The 16,512-nt window shown below is 43.4% G+C and carries 10 protein-coding genes; 4 read left to right on the plus strand and 6 right to left on the minus strand.

Translation table 11 applies throughout. The features are described from left to right. The first annotated feature begins 9 nt into the window (after positions 1-9). The 4 genes from recG (at position 10) to IDJ76_RS07290 (ending at position 6,974) form a co-directional block, all read left to right on the plus strand. On the plus strand, positions 10-2,118 hold the full coding sequence (recG, locus tag IDJ76_RS07275; protein WP_191162236.1) for an ATP-dependent DNA helicase RecG: 2,109 nt from the start codon (positions 10-12) through the stop codon (positions 2,116-2,118). A 137-nt stretch (positions 2,119-2,255) separates the two neighbouring features. Continuing rightward, positions 2,256-3,635, plus strand: coding sequence for a M20/M25/M40 family metallo-hydrolase (locus tag IDJ76_RS07280; RefSeq protein WP_191162238.1), 1,380 nt, complete (start codon positions 2,256-2,258; stop codon positions 3,633-3,635). 127 nt (positions 3,636-3,762) lie between these two features. Beyond that, on the plus strand, positions 3,763-5,052 hold the full coding sequence (locus tag IDJ76_RS07285; RefSeq protein WP_191162240.1) for an MFS transporter: 1,290 nt from the start codon (positions 3,763-3,765) through the stop codon (positions 5,050-5,052). 248 nt (positions 5,053-5,300) lie between these two features. Then, on the plus strand, positions 5,301-6,974 hold the full coding sequence (locus IDJ76_RS07290; protein ID WP_191162242.1) for a tetratricopeptide repeat protein: 1,674 nt from the start codon (positions 5,301-5,303) through the stop codon (positions 6,972-6,974). An 848-nt stretch (positions 6,975-7,822) separates the two neighbouring features. Here IDJ76_RS07290 and IDJ76_RS07295 read toward each other — a convergent pair. The 6 genes from IDJ76_RS07295 to IDJ76_RS07320 all read right to left on the minus strand — a co-directional run bounded on the left by IDJ76_RS07295 (position 7,823) and on the right by IDJ76_RS07320 (position 16,413). Next, positions 7,823-8,689 (minus strand): PfkB family carbohydrate kinase, encoded by an 867-nt coding sequence (locus tag IDJ76_RS07295; protein ID WP_191162244.1) that lies wholly within the window; start codon positions 8,687-8,689, stop codon positions 7,823-7,825. 201 nt (positions 8,690-8,890) lie between these two features. Beyond that, positions 8,891-9,952, minus strand: a complete 1,062-nt coding sequence (locus IDJ76_RS07300) for a sensor histidine kinase (protein ID WP_191162246.1) — start codon at positions 9,950-9,952, stop codon at positions 8,891-8,893. A 96-nt stretch (positions 9,953-10,048) separates the two neighbouring features. Next, on the minus strand, positions 10,049-10,675 hold the full coding sequence (locus tag IDJ76_RS07305; protein ID WP_191162247.1) for a hypothetical protein: 627 nt from the start codon (positions 10,673-10,675) through the stop codon (positions 10,049-10,051). 152 nt (positions 10,676-10,827) lie between these two features. Then, the gene (locus IDJ76_RS07310; protein WP_191162249.1) at positions 10,828-11,745 is read right to left on the minus strand and encodes a DUF4397 domain-containing protein; all 918 of its coding nucleotides are present in this window, start codon (positions 11,743-11,745) and stop codon (positions 10,828-10,830) included. A gap of 16 nt (positions 11,746-11,761) precedes the next feature. Continuing rightward, on the minus strand, positions 11,762-13,342 hold the full coding sequence (locus IDJ76_RS07315; RefSeq protein WP_191162251.1) for a SusD/RagB family nutrient-binding outer membrane lipoprotein: 1,581 nt from the start codon (positions 13,340-13,342) through the stop codon (positions 11,762-11,764). An 11-nt stretch (positions 13,343-13,353) separates the two neighbouring features. Beyond that, complete coding sequence (locus IDJ76_RS07320) at positions 13,354-16,413, minus strand: SusC/RagA family TonB-linked outer membrane protein (protein ID WP_224746225.1); 3,060 nt, start codon at positions 16,411-16,413, stop codon at positions 13,354-13,356. Positions 16,414-16,512 lie beyond the last annotated feature (99 nt).

The following is a 16,512-nucleotide window of genomic DNA, read 5'->3' on the forward strand; positions in this document are numbered from 1 at the left end:
TCTCTCCAATTGAATAACCAGCAGTTTCAAACACCCATTGAGTACTTAAAAGGTGTAGGCCTTGCACGTGCCGAGGTGCTGAAGAAAGAACTGGGGATTTATCACTTTGAAGACCTTTTAAAACACTTCCCTTACAAACACATAGATCGTACACGGTTTTACAAGATCCGTGATATAGAGCCGGACATGCCCTACGTGCAAGTGCTGGTTCGCTTAATGAGTAAAGAACTCATAGGCGAAAAACATACCAGACGTTTGGTAGCGCAGGCTAAAGATGATACCGGGTTTATTGAACTGGTATGGTTTCAAGGGATAAAATTTGTGGAGAAAATTCTTGTACCGGGTAAGGTGTACGTAATTTTTGGCAAGCCCGGCTTTTTTAATAATAAAGTCCAGATGGCCCACCCCGAAATGGATGCCTATTTGCCAAACGCCATTAAACAGAACGGTAACCTTAGCCTGCAGCCTGCCTACAGCAGCACCAAAAAATTAGAGCAATTTACTTTAGATAGTAAGGGGATATCTAAACTGATATCTGGCTTGTTAAAACAGCATGCCAGGGATATTCATGAAAACCTGCCCGCTTACATCCTTAACCGTTTTAAGCTGGCCCCCCGTGCAGAAAGCTACCGCAATATTCATTTCCCCAACGATGCTAATCAGCTCAAAGAGGCGCAATACCGCTTAAAGTTTGAAGAGTTATTTTTTTTGCAGCTTAAATTGCTCAAGAGTAAGCAAAATCGCAACCATAAATTCAAGGGGAATATCTTTAACCTGGTGGGCCATTACTTTAACGAGTTTTACGCTCATAAACTGCCTTTTGAATTGACCGATGCGCAAAAGCGTGTGTTAAAAGAAATCCGTTTAGATACACAACGCGGCGTACAAATGAACCGCCTATTACAGGGCGATGTAGGCAGCGGTAAAACGGTTGTGGCTTTAATGAGCATGTTAATAGCTATTGATAACGGCTTCCAAACTTGTATCATGGCCCCTACCGAAATCCTGGCCAACCAACATTATCAAACTATAAAAGGTTTGGTTGGCGATAGTTTTATTGAAGTTGCGCTACTTACCGGGTCTGTGCCCAACAAAGCCCGCAAAGTGATCCACGAAAAACTGGAAGACGGAAGCCTTAATATTTTAATAGGCACCCACGCGCTTATTGAAGATAAAGTTCAATACAAAAACTTAGGCCTGGTAGTTATAGACGAGCAACACCGTTTTGGTGTAGAACAACGCGCCAAACTTTGGCGCAAAAATGTGGTGCCGCCGCATATTTTGGTTATGACAGCCACGCCCATACCGCGCACACTGGCCATGACCCTTTATGGCGATCTGGACGTATCGGTAATTGACCAGTTACCCGCCGGCCGCAAACCGATAGAAACCCTGCATTATTACGAAGCACACCGCCTGCGCATGTTTGGTTTTATGAAACAGGAAATAGCCAAAGGCAGGCAGGTTTATGTAGTATATCCCCTGATCAAAGAGAGCGAAAAGCTTGATTTGAAGAACCTGGAGGATGGAACAGAGATCATGTCGCGCGAGTTTCCCCTGCCCAATTACCGTATTAGCATTGTTCACGGTAAATTAAAAGCTGCCGAAAAGGATTTCGAAATGCAGCGTTTCATTAAAGGCGAAACCCAGATCATGGTCGCAACCACCGTGATTGAGGTGGGCGTTAATGTGCCGAATGCATCGGTAATGATTATTGAAAATGCTGAACGCTTTGGGTTATCGCAACTGCACCAGTTACGTGGACGTGTAGGCCGCGGTGCAGAGCAATCTTTCTGTATTTTAATGAGCAGCGAAAAGCTAAGCCAGGACGGGCGCACGCGTTTAAAAACCATGGTTAAAACTAACAACGGTTTCGAAATTGCCGAGATTGATATGCAACTACGCGGCCCCGGCAATATTGAAGGTACACAGCAAAGTGGCGTGCTTGATCTTAAAGTGGCTGATCTTACAACTGACCAGGAGATACTACAACAAGCCCGCAACCTGGTAATTGAAATTTTTGAAAAAGACCCACAGCTCGCCCTGCCGGAACATCAGATACTTCACCTGGCCTTCCAGACAAAAAATGCAGGTTTAAGCTGGGATAAAATCTCCTGAAACCGCAATCTTTCGGCTTCAAACATTATATTTGTTCATCGCTCTTTGATAAAAAACCCATTGCGGGCTTACCTATCTTAAACGCTTACTGGTTTCGCAACACGCTACCTCACATAGCCTCAAACAAATCACACGATATGAAAAGATTATTACTGCTCGGTATTTTATTAATTACTGCTTTCGCTTCACAAGCCCAGGATTCGCTTATGATCCGTAAGTTTTTTGATGAAGCCCTGGTTAACGGCCAGTGCTACGAAAACTTACGTTACCTATGTAAAAACGTTGGTTCGCGTTTAAGCGGATCGGCTGGTGCCCAAAAATCTGTTGATTGGAGCAAAAAACTAATGGATGGTTACGGTTTTGATAAAGTTTACCTGCAGGAAGTGATGGTACCGCACTGGGTACGTGGCGCAAAAGAGCAAGGTTATATTATAGATGGAAATAAACGCATCCCGGTTGCTATAGCTGCACTGGGCATGTCGGTAGCGACGCCAAAAGCTGGGATAACCGCTAACGTGATAGAAGTACAAAGTTTAAAAGAATTAGAGACTTTGGGCGAGGCCGCGATAAAAGGCAAGATCGTGTTTTTTAACCGCGCTTTCGACCCGCGCTTTATTGAAACGGGTGCTGCCTATGGAGGCGCCGGCGATCAGCGTTTTGCAGGCCCCGCCACCGCCGCTAAATATGGTGCGGCGGGTGTTATAGTGCGCTCGCTGACAGAAGCCCTTGACGATTATCCGCACACCGGGGCAACAGGTTACGACCCGAAAGGAATAAACATCCCGGCTGCCGCGATATCAACTATAGCTGCCAATAAATTAAGCACCATGCTTAAAATGCGCAAACTGCCTCTGATCAAATTCTATTTTAAACAAAATTGCCAGCACCTGCCCGATGCCAAGTCATACAACGTTGTGGGTGAAATTACGGGTTCAAAAAACCCAAACAAATTCATTACCGTAGGTGGCCACCTCGATTCATGGGACTTGGCCGAGGGCGCGCATGACGACGGAACAGGTGTAATGCAATCTGTAGAAGTGCTCAGGATTTTTAAAGCTACCGGCTATCGGCCAAAAAACTCAGTCAGGGCTGTGTTTTTCATGAACGAAGAAAATGGCCATAAAGGCGGCATTAAATACGCCGAACTGGCCGCCGCCAATAAAGAGGAACACATCGCCGCCATAGAAACCGATGAGGGTGGCTTTACCCCGCGAGGGTTTAGCTTTGCCAACGCAACTCCGGCAATGCAAAAAGACATTAATAAAAACTGGAAAAAACTGTTTGAGCCCTACGAAGCTGACCGGTTAGTTGCCGGTGGCGGTGGTACCGATATTGGACCGTTGAAAGAGACCGTGCCATCAGTAATGCTGATCGGTTTCCGTCCGGATTCGCAACGTTACTTTGATATACACCATACGCCGAATGACGTTTTTGAAAATGTAAACAAACGAGAGCTGGAGTTGGGTGCCGGGGCTATTTCGGCGTTAATTTATCTGATAGATCAACACGGGTTATAATCAGTATATTTTACGGATATTTAGTTGTTTTTCGTAGAAATATAGAGAAAATTAGAGATTTTTAGAGATCTCGTTATTTTAAGTGTAACGGGTTACTATTAGCCAAAAAATGTATTAACAATAAAAAGTGCCTGAAACAGACAGTACACCTACCAGGATAGATTCATTCGCCGCTCTTAAATACAAGGACTTTCGCTCTTACGTGGGGATGCGTTTTTGCTTTACGTTTGCCTATCAAATGCAGGCAGTTATCATCGGCTTTTATATTTACCACCTTACCAAAAGTGCATTCGCGCTGGGTTTGGTAGGCCTTTGCGAAGCTATACCTGCGGTGGGTATCGCCCTTTATGGCGGCTACATAGCCGATAAATCTGAAAAGCGTAAAATGCTAATGCTGATATTTATCGGCGTTTTTATATCCTCGTTTGTGATGTTTTTAGTTACTATGAAAAACGCAGGCAACTACATCCATGTAAGCTGGGTAGTACCCATTATTTATGTAATGATATTTGCTAACGGGGTAGCCCGTGCTTTTTACGGCCCCGCTACCTTTGTGATCTATACCCAAAGCGTCCCTAAAGAAATATACCCTAACGCCAGTACCTGGAGTAGTTCGAGCTGGCAGATAGCATCTATCATTGGCCCTGCAGCCGGTGGCCTTATTTACGGTTTCTTTGGTATTACAGTAACTTTTGCAGTGATCCTTTTTTTCCTGGCGGTATCGCTTTTATTGATTTACCTGCTTCGGTCTTATCCCCCGGTTTACATCCCAAAAGAAAGCATCTGGAAAAGCCTTTCAGAGGGGATCCATTTCGTATTTCATAACAAAATGATGATAGGTGCCATGAGCCTGGATCTCTTTTCGGTATTCTTTGGTGGGGCAGTTGCATTACTGCCGGTGTTTGCTAACGAGATACTTAAGGTAGGTGCCGAGGGGTTGGGTATTATGCGCGCCACCAGTTCATTGGGGGCAGTTTTAACCATGTTGGCTATGGCCCGTTTTTCGCCCATGGGTAAACCCTGGCGAAACTTGCTGATTGCCGTAACGGGGTTTGGGTTGTCTATTATCTGCTTCGGGTTATCAAAAAGCTTTTACCTGTCTCTATTTTTCTTGTTTACCGAAGGGGCGTTTGACAGCATAAGTGTCATTATCCGTGGGACAATTATGCAACTCCTGACGCCAGATCATATGCGAGGACGGGTATCAGCTGTAAACTCTATGTTCATTGGATCATCTAATGAAATAGGTGCTTTTGAGTCTGGTACAGCAGCCCGGTTGTTGGGCACCGTACCAGCCGTGATCTTCGGCGGGAGCATGACCTTGATGATCGTGACCATTACTTACCTAAAAACCAAGAAACTTATCCCTTTATCGTTGAGCGAAATTCAACCGCCACCAACACCGGTAGAGGCATAACCGCCCCCAAAGAGTATTCCACATTGCTATATTTGACTATAGAACAACACCCGTTTTTCTCATTTCGACACAAATCTTGTATATTTAGTCGGTAAATTTTATTTACCGCCCCCTTTTTTATAACTATTAATTAAGCTCCATCAGTGTCTTTTGCTAATCACTTAAGGGTCAATTTTTTGCATACTATATTATTAAGCATTTTCTGTTTTTTTGTCGTATCGTCAACGGCAAAAACGGTAATAAAACAAGTGTATAAGCCAACGCTTTTTGAGCAGATAAAAGCATTGTCCAAAGGTGACCGGGTTGAACCTTCGCGGATCATCTACAAAAAATCGTGCCGCGAAATGACAGAGGAGGATGCCATGCAAAGCCTTAACGATCTGTCGGTTATCGCCAACACACTTGACGATAAGCAGTTACAGTGCGCCGTATTTGACATGCGCTCCGATTATTACTCCGTAAACAAAGGTTATAATCAATTAAGTACCAAGCTATTTGACGATGCTATCCAGTATGCAAAGGATCAGAAATTAAAGGCAGAGATAGGCATCTATATGCATCGCAAGGCCATTTACTATTTTGTTTACAAGCAAAACACACAGGCGTGCAGATATTTTCTATTGTCGCAGGATGAGTTCAGGAAAGTCGGTTTTAACAATATACCCAATATAGGCGGCTTGTTTTCCGAAACTGCCGATTTTTATTATTCGCTTGGCGACTTTGATAACGCCCGTTATAACCTTAAAAACGCACTTTTATATCAAGACCCATTGGCGCGGAACCGTATCAATATTATTAATACCATTGGCTTAACCTATCGTAACGCCGGGCATTATTCTGTTGCCATGCAATATTTTAACCAGGCATTCCGTATTGCAAAAGAACGTAAAGACAGCGTTTGGGTAACAATAGCCGAGGGTAACATTGGGTCGGTTTATTTTTTACAACATAACTATGCTAAGGCTTTGCCCCTGATAAAGGCCGACTATCAAAATTCGCAAAAGTATGAGTTGTTCCAAAATTCGGCCATTGCACTGCTTAGACTGATCCGCATCGATATAGACTCGCACGACTACAAACAGGCAGCTATCCGCTTAGACACTGCAAATATTCTTTTATCAAAAGCGCCCGAAAACGTTCTAATACAAAGAGTTGATTATTATGAACTACGGTCGATACTTAATGAAAGAACCGGCAACCCAGCCGAATCTAATGTGTACCGAATCAAATTTGAGCACGCTCGGGATAGTGTAGCCAAACGCGATAATATGACCGCTATTGAACGCGTGCGTTTGAGTTGGGAAATGGATAAGAACCGCGCCGAATTAAACAAAATAAAAACCGATTCTGAAATTGAAAATTACAAACAGAACACGATCATTATCGTTCTGTCGTTGCTAATCATTATTAGTATGCTGCTATACAACCGGCAGCGCTTAAAGGCAAACAGAGACCAGGAACTATTAGCGATAGAAAAATTGCGATTGGACGATGAACTCAGAAATGCGAAACTGGCGCTCCATGGTTTCACCGAAAACCTGATGCAAAAGAATATCCTGATAGAAGAATTTAAAACGGAGGTAGACCGCCTGCAACTAAAATCTGACGATGCCGATGGAGCTTCTATTTTAGAAAAAATGCTGCAAGCCCATATCATGACGGATGAAAATTGGCAAGAATTTAAAAAATTATTCACCAAGGCCCATCCTACCTTTCTTTACAACCTCCGCAATAAATTTGAACACCTTACTAATACAGACGTAAGGCTGTTAGCGCTATTAAAATTACGCCTTAACAATCGGGAAATTGCCGGTATGCTGGGCATTACAACAGATGGCGTAAAAAAAGCTAAACAGCGCCTGCGCAAAAAAATGGATTTGCAGCAGGATACCGATATTGACGAAGTTTTAACTGCTATTTAAAGTAGTTTCGCTAAAGATCACTTAGCCTTATTTGTCTCGTTTTTGTCACCCCTTATTTTTTCGTCACATTTCAATTATCATTGATATTTGGTTAATTCTATTTGTAACGAAAATTTTATGAAAGCCCGCCTTACCAAAATCATCAACTGTTGCAATGCCCTAATACAGGCTATTATACTCGTTAACCAAGGGATACTTCGTAACGGTAAATTAAATGAAGGGAATGTTTCTGATTCATTTAAACTTAGGCCGGCTTTTGTAACTCAAAAAATAAATGTACAAGGTATTATGAATGTACCTAAATCCAAACCATATCAATGGTAAGCGCAATAAAAAATAAAGAATCGATAGTTACATACCCCACTATGGAACCCAAAAAACAGCTAAAAAAATGCCCTCATTGCAATAAAGGACTTCTAAGAAACCGAGCCAAGCGGCCGCTGTTAGTAAAGGCTACGTTGTTTTGGTTACCTATAAAACGGTATGAATGCAGCTTTTGCTATAAAAAAACATATGTGTATGGATCCGTTTTTGAAGATTCCAACAACGCTGATAACAATAGTTAATCCGAAATGGATAGCGACACAAATTAAATTGCTCAGTGTCTGCTTAGTGTATTCAACTCGATGCCAAAACTACTACAATAAGGTGTTCTTGCACGACTTAAAATTAAATTCCCCTCCTTTAACATAATGGCTTAGTAACCCGGTAATACCGGGTTACTTTTAGCTTTGAAGTAGCTTGTAAACGTAGTTATTATCTCGATAACTAAAGCCCATTGCTGGCCGCTGTAGGCTGTTTAAGCTCCCAACAAGTAAAAATCACACCTTCGTTATTAAGAATAGGTATTACCTTTTTAACATCAATTGTACTTCCTCTTCGGTACCGGTGAACGGGCCAGAGGTTTCTATTTTTAAGCCCGCCATCGCAGCGGCAAACTCGCCCGATGCCTGGATACCGAACCCCGTAGCCCGCTTATAAAGGTAGCCCGCCATATAGGTATCGCCGCAACCGGTAGCATCAACAATTGTTTTGGGCTTGTAGGCGGGGATATCATAAAAAATATCATCGGCATAAATTACCGAGCCCAGGCTACCCATAGTTGCCACAACTTCTTTCACGCCCCATTCAGCTAATATTTTTGCACCATCATGTATATCGGTGTAACCCGTTATTACTTCCAGTTCGTGCTCGTTAACCTTTAAAATATCGATGTATTTTAGTGCTTCCCTTTTATCGGCCCAGTCAATGGCATGCACATCATTATCCACAACTTCACGCAGATAGCCCTGGGCGTCTACAGAAACATTCCCCTTGTTAAAAAGTACTTTGATCAATTCGGTAGACATGTCGTCGGCCAGTAAGGCACCCAAGTGATATATCGTGGCTTCTACATCAGCTAAATCATCAACGGTAAAAGCATCTGCCTTTTGTAACACGCGCTGTGTACGATGATCCTGGTTTTCGGCATAAATGTTTTCAAAATAAACCGAGTGTGTACTCGGCAAAGCCTTTACATCAATACCGGCCTGCTGCAGTTTAGCCACCTCGGGCATTTCGCTTTGCGCAAGGGCAGTTACCAGCTTATATTTTACCGGCATATTGCTAATGGCATTACTAAAGTAAAATGCCGTGCCACCCGCCATGTGCTTAACCGAACCGGAGGTAACTACTTTATCTAAGGTGATATGCCCAACGCAACAAATATCGTACATTAATAAAAATGGTTTTTTAAACTTAAGGATTGCAAATGTAATATAAACCGTGTGTCAATTAATTGTTAGCAGATAAAATATTAGGTGATTGCATACATCCAACTGTTGCCTGTTAAGCCATTCAAAGGCCTTATAAACAGAAATATGCTAAATGGTAAGATGATTTAAGGTTAAATTAGGATAAAGAGAATACCCCTGTTATCAGTTTTTAAACGAAATGGTAAATGTAGCCCCTTCGTTTGGGATGCTGTACAATGCGATATGCCCCCCAAGGCTCGTAACATGATTGTAAACCAAATATAAACCGATACCCTTACTATCCGGGCTATCGTTAAACTTTTGATTAAAGCCGAATAACTTTCCTTTCACTTTCTTCATATCAAAACCTACACCGTTATCTGTAAATACCAATTGGCGAATGCCTTTGACTATTTTGGTCTGGATACTGATAACCGGCGCAACATTGAGCCGCGCATATTTAATGGAGTTGGTAATTAAATTTAAGAAGATACTCTCCAGGTAAGCTTTATTAAAATTAATGGTGCTAAATGCCGTAAACTCAAAATTAATGGTAGCGTTAGATTCTTTGATCAGCGCATTTAAAGAATGCAGTACAACTTTAAGGCAGGCCTCTAATGTTAATTCACCAACCGTAACCTCCAAGCTACCGTTGGCGCTAAAAGCATCAACATAAGTATTGAGTGTGTCTTTCAAACTCTCAGTAGCAGCTCGTAATACGTCTATAAACTCAAGGGTTTCGGTATCCTGAATTTTAGAGGTGTTCATCATTTTAAATACCGACAGCAAATTATTAACCGGCGACCGCAGATCATGCGAGGTGACGTAACTTAACTGCTTTTGATCATTATTGATACGGGTAAGATTTTCAATTAATCTGTTCCGGTCGTCCTCTATCTTTTTCTTGTAGGTAATGTTTTTGGCTATAGCGTAAACTGTTTGCTCAGCTTCTACCGGCATAGATGTCCATGACAGCCATACAATATCGCCGTTCTTTTTGACGTAGCGATTTTCGTAATTAAGTAAAGGGATGTCCTTTTTTAAATCATCGCGGTGTTTTGCTGTTATATCCCTATCCTCAAAATAAATAAATTCGCTTATCGGTTTAGCAAACAATTCCTGATTGGTGTAACCTAACAACTCTGAAACGGCCGGGTTTATCTTTTTGAAATAGCCATCATATCCGGCTATACAAAACAAGTCGGGTGTCAGGTCAAAAAAACGGTCCAGGTTATATGTTACCAATTTTTATTAGATGTCAATCTCTGTATATGCTATACGGCGTAAGATAGCTATAGGTTGCAAAAATGTCGCTCCCCAAAAAAGCGAATAATATGTCACTTACATGGTATACGGCCGGCCGTAATAAATACGTAAGGCAGCATCTACTACTGGTAGCTTAAAACCATTAGGCAGCAGTTTAAGCCTTTTTAACATCATATACGCGGTATACCTTACGCGCCAATGGGGGTTAATAAGCTTGGTTTGCAATTCCCTGATGATTAAATTTTTATCTTTAACAATAGGATTATGCAGATAGTTTGGCAACATTGAAATAGCCGCGCACTTAGTAACCACGTTGTCTGAATACAATTCCTTGTATAGCCGTGCCGCAATCTGCTGCACAAAAGGTTTGGGTTGGTTCTCGATAAAAGCAAACTCAATAAGGTGGTCGGCTATTTCCTGGGGTTTGTCAGATTTTTTGGCCCTGTCAAGTATTGCATCCAACATGCTTACAAAAAAGTGTCCCCAATTATCTGTGTCTGCTGCCAGCGCTTCAAAAATAAGTGGTAGTGGCTGTAGTTTTTTATCATACTGGATCTCGGCAATTTCTTCTTTGAAGGTAGCAACGTTAGCATTGGCGTATAACAAAATATCATCCAACAACCACCGGGTATCGTCGGGACCAAGTTTTTCATCCCAAAATTTTTTGATTCGCTCACCAAAAATAACTACAAAGCAATTCATATCTTATTCATTAAATGATGGACTTTATAACGTATAAAATGCTAAAAGGTTAGCTAAGGCTTGCTGCGGCTTATTCACAAGGCTAATTTAGGCAATAAAAAAATCCCCGTGAACATGGTTCACGGGGATTTTTGAATAATTAACAGTAAAGCTTATTTGTTGGTGTACAAGGTTAGCCCTGCCGCGTTAAAATAAATCTCGGGCAGTGTTGATGCAGGCACGGTTGGCCGCGCCGTAGACCGCAGTATGATACTGGTACCCGGTACAGGATAATCGGCTGCAAGGCCGCGGCCTATAACCGTGTAGTACCTGCCAGGGGTTAACTGTGTAGGCGTGGTCGATGTTCCTAACGCCGTACCGAAATTAGTAGCGGTACCACCCAATTTCATTTGGAAGATGTAACCCGTGGTGCTTATCGCGTTTACATCCACAGCAATAAAATCTGTCAGGTTGGTATAGGTCGTACCGGTAGATATTGTTGCTGTAACAGCCGTACCGCCTGTTGGCGTGTAAGTACCAACCAAATCGTAAGCCCCACCATTGGGAACCATATTGGCAAAACGTATATAAGCTTTACCCTTCGCCGCGGCAGGAAATTTATCCTCAACCACTTTGTTAGTTAACGGGGCGGTTGTGCTGCCCGGCAAACCGATAGTAAATACCGAATATGCGCCACCATCAACCGTTGCCTGCGTAACAGAGCCCAAAGAAGCGGCCGGGGCTACTATTTGCGCACTTTTTAAGGCAGGTATCGGAGTTGCAGCGTCTACCCGGATAGCCGTGCTGCCCGATGCTACCGACGAGTAATTACTTGCCGGGAACACCCCCAGATAGGTATAACCTGTAGCGATAGAAATGGGAATTCCGTTGTCGGTAACTGATACCGATTGCGTTAGCGATAATTTGGTATTATTTGCAAAGCCGTTTAAAGCGGGTACACCGGGTGCAACATGTATAAATTTAATTTGCGCGCCGGATACCATATCACTTATCTGGTTTATGGAATTCTTTTTACAGCCCGCCACAGTAGCTAAAAGCAGGCCGAAAGCGATGTATATTGTCTTTTTCATCTTTCTGTTTTTAAACTTATGGTAAAATAAACCAAGGTTGTTTGGTATGATAATCGGGGTTAAGGGCACCAATTAATTTTAAAGCAGGCACGTTCCATATGTACTCTGAATTATAGCGCGGCCTAATGATGTAAACCGGCTTGCCCGAGTTATCCGGATAGTAGTTGGCTGGTTTAGTAAAGCCCTGGAAAACGTTCTGATCATACTGGTAACGGCGTTCATCGGCCCAGGCCTCAAAAGCACCCCAAACATATAACGAAATGAATTTTTGCTGCATAATATCGCTCAACTGCAAAGCTGCTGCTGTTTGTTTTACACACGGGCCTGCCATGTAGGCGTCTCTGGCCGCGTCGGAAATATACTTAGTGGTACCCGATAAAGCCTTACCAATAGGCGGGTTACTTACAAATTCTAAGCTTTGTTTAACTCCATTTTGATAGGCTGTCAATGCACCAGCCTTATCTCCCTTTTTAAACATGGCTTCAGCCTTCATAAACTGCAATTCTGAATACGTCATGAGTACACCGCGCGAATTATCATTAAAAATGTATTTTAACGGTATTGCATTAATATTATTCGTTGGCGCACCTGCCATTGGAGGTATTAGCGTATTGGCATCAGCTGAATTAGGGTCGCCCAGTGGCGGTATAACACCCCGGTAAACGCCATCCTTACTTACAGCAAGTAACAAGGGTAAACGCGGGTCAATCGTGTTACTCGGGGTTAACGAATTAGTAAAAATTCTTCCGTCAAGCAAACGCACAATAAAATCCGACTGGCGGTACGAAGGCAGGTTGGCGCGTGTTGGCCCCCAGAAGTTAGCATCGCCGGATTGTGTGCCTGCCGCTTCAACGCTGGCATTATCTGCATTGCTTGTAAAAGAGCTGTCAACATATTTTTTTACATTATCAGCATTAAATGTTGATTTATTGCTGCGATGTAAAGCATTTTGCGCCAATATCCCATAAATGAATTTGATCCATTTGGAGCGGTCTCCATAATACATGTAATCGCCTTTAGCCAGGGTAGGAGAAACCCCTGCAATACCGTCGGTTTTGATAGCCAGGTTAAGATAGTTCAACGCCGTTTGGCAATTGCGTACCACTTCGTCGTAAACGTACGATGGGTCATCGTAGTCAAAGCTCAGGCGGCCAACTTCATAGGCTTGTTTAACGATCATATAATCGTACAGGTCGCCGCCATTTTGCCATCCCCATGCGCGGATAGCCCAGGTAACACCTGCATAGTCGTATTTTTTAGTTGCTAAAGCATCATTCAGCATCAGCACAGCATTCTGGCCAATGCTAAAATAAACAGTACGCCACATTTCGCCGGCAGCATCGCTACCCGGTGCATAGCCTTCCTGGTCCCAAACGTTATTAGCTGTTGCAGCACCCCATGTTTGCGAGTACTGGCCAACGTAACGACTATCAAACCAAACGCCACGGGCCATACCGGCCTGTATAGGCGGCAATAAGGTACTGGCATCTGCCGAAGTTGGTACGTTGGGGTTGGTATTGATATCTATATATTTTTTACAACTGCTGGCAATGCCTATAGTGAGCAATGCAGCTATGGTGTATATCAGTTTTTTCATTTCTTATATCCTTATAATTTCACTCTCAAACCAAAAGAAATTGTGCGCGGCGTTGGTACAGTACCATAATCAAAACCACCCGAGCCCGAGCCCCTTGTTGATGCATTATTAGCATTAACATCCGGATCGGCACCGGTATAATTGGTGATCAGGAACAGATCTGTACCGGTAGCAAATACGCTGGCCGCCTTAAACACATTTTGCTTCTTCAATAATGATGCAGGCAAGTTGTAGCTTAAAGTAACGTCCCTTAAACGGATCCAGTTAATATTATGCTCCACAAAATCCGACTCGATAGTGTTGGTGTAATAGGTGTTTTGATAAAATGGCGTTACCTGTATGGTATTTACCGTAGGCGTTGCCGAATTTTCGTTACCATCCCTCAATACACCCGGTACTACAACCGGTTTTTCGCGGTTAACGGTACGTGCGCTTAAGCCGTACCGGGTAAGAAACAACTCATTACCGTTAAACACATCACCACCTTTACGGATATCTAACAGAAATGAAAGGTTAAGCCCTTTGTAGTTAAAGCTGTTGATAAAGCCAATGGTGAATTTTGGTTGCCTATCGCCCACTGTTACAAACGTTGAGTTTGATATAGGCAAACCGGATGTTGGGTCTACCAGTATCTGCCCGGCATTGTTACGCGCGTATGAGAAAGATGCGATGCTACTTACACTGCTGCCCGGGAAAATACTGGCCCGCGCGTTAGCGTATAAAAACGTATCGGAGTTATAATACTCCGGCAGGCTGCCCAGGTTAATTACTTTGCTGCGGTTAAGCGTAAAGTTTACCGTAGTGTTCCAGCTAAAATTGCTGTTCTTAACCGGCGAACCTGTCAACTGGATCTCGATACCTTTGTTCTGGATCTCGCCTCCGTTAACCAGCGCCAGGATGTATCCCGAGCCGTAACTTAAGCGAGGGTCAAAGATCTGATCTGTTGCGCGGTATTTGTACAAGTTGATCTCGGCACCAATACGGCCGTTAAAAAATTGCAACTCGGTACCTAATTCTATCTGGTAATCCTTCTCAGGTTTTAAGTTAGGGTTGGCACCGGTAACATCAACCGCAAAACCACCACCTGTGGTAGTTTGTTGCAACAAACTGGTGTTGATCTTGTATGGCGCGTAAGGGTCTTTACCTACCCCTGCGTATGAGAAGCGTATCTTACCAAATGTTAATACTTTACCATCCTTTAAGCCTGGCAACTCGGTAAAATTAAAACCACCGCCAACCGATGGGTAGAAATAAGCATAATCGTTTGTACCGCCAAGGCGCGATGAGTAATCATACCTGCCGGTAGCGTTCAAGGTAAATAGCTCTTTCCAAACCACCCCTAAACGGACTATCTGGCCAATACGGCGGGTTACAAACAGGTTGCTGGTTGCACGCTGTGAGGTTGGCGTAGTATTATTAATACTGTTAAAATTAGGCTGCAAAAAATTCTGACCGTAATATCCATTTACCTGGTCGCGGTTCTCGAAGATCTCGGCACCTACAGCAAGTGTTGTCCTGAAATCGCCAAATTGCTTTTTAATGGTCGCAAACAACGATCCGTTGGTGATCAGGTTAACATCGGTATAGTTATCGATAATACCGTTTGCACCAACACCGCTGGTACCGGCAAAACCATTTACAGGCGAATTTTGATAAGATGAACTGTATTGACTTAAAAAGTTGTTACCATTGGTATCATAAAAATCGATACCAAACAATCCCCTCAAATTGATCCACTCGGCAGGGTCGTAAGATAGGTCAACGTTACCCGCGCCACGGTTGGTTTTATCCCTGCTCACGTTATTTACTGCGCTCCAAATAGGGTTATCAAAATCAATGCTGGCATCTGCCAGTGACGTTGTTGCCGGGATGATAGTCCTCCGGCTGCCATCCGGGTTGAGGTAATTTCTTACGTCATCATTTGTTGGCCAGGTTAGTGCCGAGATGTAGGTACCCGAGTTACCTTTATTCAATTTACGGTTATCGATACTGAAATAGTTAAAGCTGGCACTGCTGGTTAGCTTTGGTGCAAGCTTTGCTGATCCAGATAACCTTAAAGAGAACTTATCATTGTAAGCCACCGGTAAAATCCCGCTGGTGTGGCGGTACTGGGTTGAGACCCGGTAGGTTGCGGTTTCGTTACCACCCTCTAATGCCAGGTTGTGCTGCTGGCTAAAACCCTGCTGAAAAACATTCTGAAGGTTTTTATAGGTTTGGGTACCCGCCGCATAAGCGGGGCCAAACGCCGTACGTACCAGTGGATTACTAAAACCGTTGGTCCCTGTACCATATACGTTTTGAATTTGCGGGAAACGGTAGGCATTAGAATAACTGAATGCATTATCGTAACTCAACGCACCCGAGCCGCTTTTACCTTTTTTTGTAGTGATAACAATGGCACCGCCCGCAGCGTCGGACCCGTAAACGGCTGCCGCATCTGCACCTTTTAGTACCGACAGGCTTTCGATATCATCCGGGTTTAAATCCGCTATACGGTTGGTAAAGTCCGACCGACGGTTGTCGCCATTTGATGCAAGGGCACTTTGGCTTAATGGCTCATTTTGTACGCGGATACCATCAATAACAAACAGTGGCTGGTTACTGCCGCCAATTGAGGTGATTCCACGCAGTACGATAGATGCCGATGCACCCGGTAAACCGCTGGTGCTGGTTACATTTGCACCTGCAACACGCCCCTGCAGGGCTGTCACAAAGTTTTCGCGACGGGTAGCCTGGATATCTGATCCCTTTACCGTTTGTACGGATGAAGTTAGGTCGCGACGGCTTTGTTTAACACCGAATCCCGTCACCACTGCCTCTTTCAGGTTGCGTACGTCAGACTGCAGGGTTACGTTAATAACATCATCGGCACCTACCAACCGCTCCTGGGTAATGGTACCGATAAATGAAAATACCAGCGTTTGCCCAGCTGTTGCGTTAATGGAATACTTACCCTTAACATCGGTACTTACAGCTGCTGTGCCTCCTTTTACTTTTACGGTAACACCCGGAAGAGCCAGGTTGTCGTCGCTGGAGATCACTGTTCCGGTAATTGTTTTAGTTTGTGCCATCAGCTGCATGGCACAACAATTAACCAGAAGAAGAAATAAGAGTAGAGTTTTCTTCATACAAATTGCTTTAGTGTAATAAAAATGAAATAAAACGTAATA

Source organism: Mucilaginibacter glaciei (assembly GCF_014773245.1).
GTDB classification, from domain to species: domain Bacteria; phylum Bacteroidota; class Bacteroidia; order Sphingobacteriales; family Sphingobacteriaceae; genus Mucilaginibacter; species Mucilaginibacter glaciei.